Annotated in this window: 1 protein-coding gene; it reads left to right on the plus strand. The window is 47.2% G+C overall.

All coding sequences use genetic code 11. The features are described 5' to 3' along the window. Positions 1-386: 4Fe-4S dicluster domain-containing protein (locus A3763_RS05610; protein WP_156494940.1), on the plus strand; the 386-nt coding region annotated here is incomplete at both ends.

The following is a 386-nucleotide window of genomic DNA, read 5'->3' on the forward strand; positions in this document are numbered from 1 at the left end:
CCCTGGGAAACTTTCTGGATCCTATTTTATGGTTTTGCGACTTATGGAAACTCTGGCTACCTCAGAGAACAGGTATGCTTATATATGTGCCCTTATGCACGCTTCCAAAGCGCCATGTTCGATAAGGACACTCTGATTGTCTCCTACGACGATGACCGTGGCGAGCCAAGAGTTAAGGGTAAAAAAAGAAAGGAAATGGCCGACCAGGCAGGTGACTGTGTTGACTGCTCTTTATGTGTGCAGGTCTGCCCTACTGGCATCGATATTCGCGAAGGCTTACAGTATGAGTGCATTGGCTGCGCAGCTTGTGTGGATGTATGTGACCAGGTAATGGAAAAAGTCTCGAAACCTCAAGGTTTGATTCGCTACACCACTGAACATTCCTT

The sequence above is a fragment of the Oleiphilus sp. HI0128 genome (assembly GCF_001635365.1).